Consider the following 3,375-nt stretch of genomic DNA (forward strand, 5'->3'; position numbering starts at 1 on the left):
ATGAAATTTCATAACGGTCAGTCATGATGGCCCTCTTGGCAACCAGAGGACATCATTTTAACCAAGGCGACTTTTCAGACAAACCCTAGAGCCTAAAAAGCCTAGAGGCAGCGCCAAGCTAGGCCGCTTTGGCGGCAACCGCCAGGATGAATTGGAATTAGATTTGTGAAAAATGAGATAGCTATCTCTCTAGATCAGCTACATGCGGCACTTGGCTGGCCAAAAATATCCGATATTACTCACCCCCAAGGCCAAGGTGCAGCGATTTTTGCTTCATTAGCTAGATCCAAAATCGGCCGAATATTAGAGCATTTTAGTGATGCCGAAGGCTCAACCGTTGGGGTATTGGTCGCAGATCCCAATGCAACTGAAACGACGCCACCTATAGCAGTTGTCGTTACTTTCCATTCAGATGCTAGTGACATAACTTTACGTGAGCTGCATCGCCTAACATGGAACTTCTCGCATAGTCCAATGCTTGTAACAATTGAGCCAGGACTACTTCGCGTATGGAGTTGCTGCGAGGCGCCAAGTCAAGAAAATCCAATCAGCGACCGCCTAGTTCATACACTAACTAGAGAGGATATCGTAGAAGACGAGAGCTCATCTCTAGAGCTGCTAGCGGCCCAAGCCTTACATTGGATAAACTTGGTTTCTGGAGAGTTTTTTCGACAATATCAAGACCGGTTCAATCGTGATGGCCGTGCAGATCAAATGCTGCTTGGAAATCTGCGCCACATTCGATCTTGCTTATCCTCAGCAGGCTTGAGGGACGATGACATATGTCATGACCTCCTAGCTAGGATTATATTCGTCCAGTTTTTGTTTGACAGAAAAGACTCAGATGGAAACCCAGCACTAACGGCAACGAGGCTGGCTAAGTTATTTGCGGAAAACATATTAAAAAACAGCCACCAAAATTTTCACAGCATTCTTGGTGACTATGAAGATACCTATTCTCTGTTCGATTGGCTCAATACCAGGTTCAACGGCGATTTATTTCCGGGAAAAGGAAATACAGTAGATGCCAGAACCGCTGACTGGCAAAAAGAAAAAAGCCTTGTCACTAAAGAACATCTGGCGCTACTTGCCGATTTCATTCGAGGCGATTTAGATATGCCGTCAGGGCAAGGATGCTTGTGGCCACAGTACTCATTTGATGTGATTCCGCTTGAGTTCATTAGTAGTATTTATGAAACTTTTGTTACTGAACGGGCTGCTAAAGAAGGAATATTCTATACCCCGTCTCATCTAGTAGACTTTATTCTAGACCGGGTACTGCCCTGGGACGGTTATGAATGGGACATTAGTATAATTGACCCGGCTTGTGGTTCAGGTATTTTCCTAGTAAAAGCATTTCAGCGTTTGGTGCACCGCTGGAAAAGAGCCAATCCAAATCAGACAGTGAAGTCAGAAATATTGAAGCGCTTACTAGAGCGAAATATATTCGGAGTAGATAAAGACCCACACGCGGTAAGAGTAGCTTGCTTCAGTTTATATCTTGCCATGTGCGATGAGATTGACCCTCGCCAGTATTGGAACCAAATTGTATTTCCAACCATGCGAGGAAGAAGATTAGTTTGCTCAGATTTTTTTGCCGAAGATCACCCGGGATTTAGCACCTCGCAAGAGTCAAGCTCCTACGACTTAGTTATCGGCAATGCTCCTTGGGGAGATAATCTAATCACAGAGAAAGCCCTAAAATGGGCAATTTCTGACGACCGCCACTGGCCAATTGCAAATAAAGATATCGGCTCCCTATTTCTCCCCAAGGCTGCCGAGCTACTAAAAAGCTCTGGGCAAATTGCAATGATTCAATCGGCTAACTCTCTGTTATTTAATCGCAGCGAAGTGGCTCAAGGCTTGAGGGCAAAGCTTTTCACTAACTATACCATTAGGGAAATTTACAACCTTTCCGCATTGAGATTCCAAGTATTTAAACGAAAATCGCATACTTTAAAAAAATCTGTAGCGCCCTCTTGCATTGTCATCATGACTGCCGAACCTCCATCAGCAAACCATCGTGTAAGCTACATAAGTCCAAAACAGATGGAGCATAGTATTGATGACTTCTCAATTATAATTGAACCTCAGGATCGAAAGACTGTACCTGGTAGAGAGGCAGCTATTGATTCTACTGCTTGGACCGCACTAATGTGGGGTAGCAGTCGCGATTGCTCTTTGCTAAAAAAGCTGTCTAACTTCCCTAGTCTAGCTAAATATCAAGACCCCCAACTCGAAGAGTTTACATTCGCGGACGAAAGTGCGTACGCAAGTCAAAGTTCAAGCTCCAAAATCATAAACCACAAAGAAGGATTAAATTTTGGGAGTCGCTCCCTTTATCAGCCTCAGCTTAAAGGGCGTAGAATTTTTGATGAGAATAGTTTTCCCACGGACTCCCTTCTATATTTAGACTCCGAGTCTCTTCCCGAGCTTAACGAAGTATACACTCACAGAAACTGGTCAGACTTAGCAGCATTTTCGTTGCCGCAATTGATAGTTAAGCCTACTTGGCAAACTAAAGTTGGACGTTTTCAGTCAAGAATCGTGAAGTCGGAAAGTAATCAAGGTATTCTTTGCACGCAGAGTTACATTTCTGTTAACGCCCCACAGGAAATAATTGAAGCAGCGTGCATTTCACTAAACAGCATGGTTGCTACTTATTTCTTGCAGTTAACGAGTGGTAGATTTGCAGCGTACCGACCAGAGGTTCTGGTTAAAGAGCTTATAACGGTACCTATTCCTCACCCAGAACCAGATTTGCTTGCTGAGCTCAGTAGCTTGGAAGACGTTGACTGTCGGGCGTTTGAAGCATTCAAGCTCAAAGAGGCCGAAACAACCTTAATAAGCGACCTATGCAATTATACAATTCCCGATTTCAGAGGTGATTCCGAGTCGCCAGGCCGCCAGAGAACTCCACGTAGTAATGGTGAGGTTGCAGAGCCATTTCTCCGCGATTATTGCGAGCATTTCGTAAAAGTCATTAAAGCCGGTTTTGGACAGGATAAATCAGTACGAGCTGTAATCTTCAACGACTCCGACTCAATACAAAAACTTCCCTACAGATTGGTTGCATTCGAACTGGATAGCACCGCCAGTGAAGGCATAACAGTATCAAAAATAAAGTCTGCTAAGCTACTTCAGGAACTTGAGCGTCTTGATCACTTCGCTAGTGAAAACTTTACACGGAGGGGGATATACAATGAGCGTGTGGCTAGGATTTATGACAGTAGCAACGGAGTAGCTACAGTTTTCCTCCTTAAGCCGGACATGAAGCGTTATTGGACTAGGGTTTGTCTGAAAAGTCGCCTTGGTTAAAATGATGTCCTCTGGTTGCCAAGAGGGCCATCATGACTGACCGTTATGAAATTTCAT

The 3,375-nt window shown here is 44.3% G+C and carries 1 protein-coding gene; it reads left to right on the top strand.

Annotation, left to right across the window (positions count from 1 at the left end; genetic code table 11):
- Positions 1 to 165 precede the first annotated feature (165 nt).
- Entirely contained in the window at positions 166 to 3,318 is a 3,153-nt protein-coding gene (locus AO277_RS12180) for an HsdM family class I SAM-dependent methyltransferase (RefSeq protein ID WP_099258982.1), read from the top strand.
- Positions 3,319 to 3,375 lie beyond the last annotated feature (57 nt).

It is taken from the genome of Pseudomonas amygdali, assembly GCF_002699855.1.
Lineage (GTDB): Bacteria > Pseudomonadota > Gammaproteobacteria > Pseudomonadales > Pseudomonadaceae > Aquipseudomonas > Aquipseudomonas amygdali.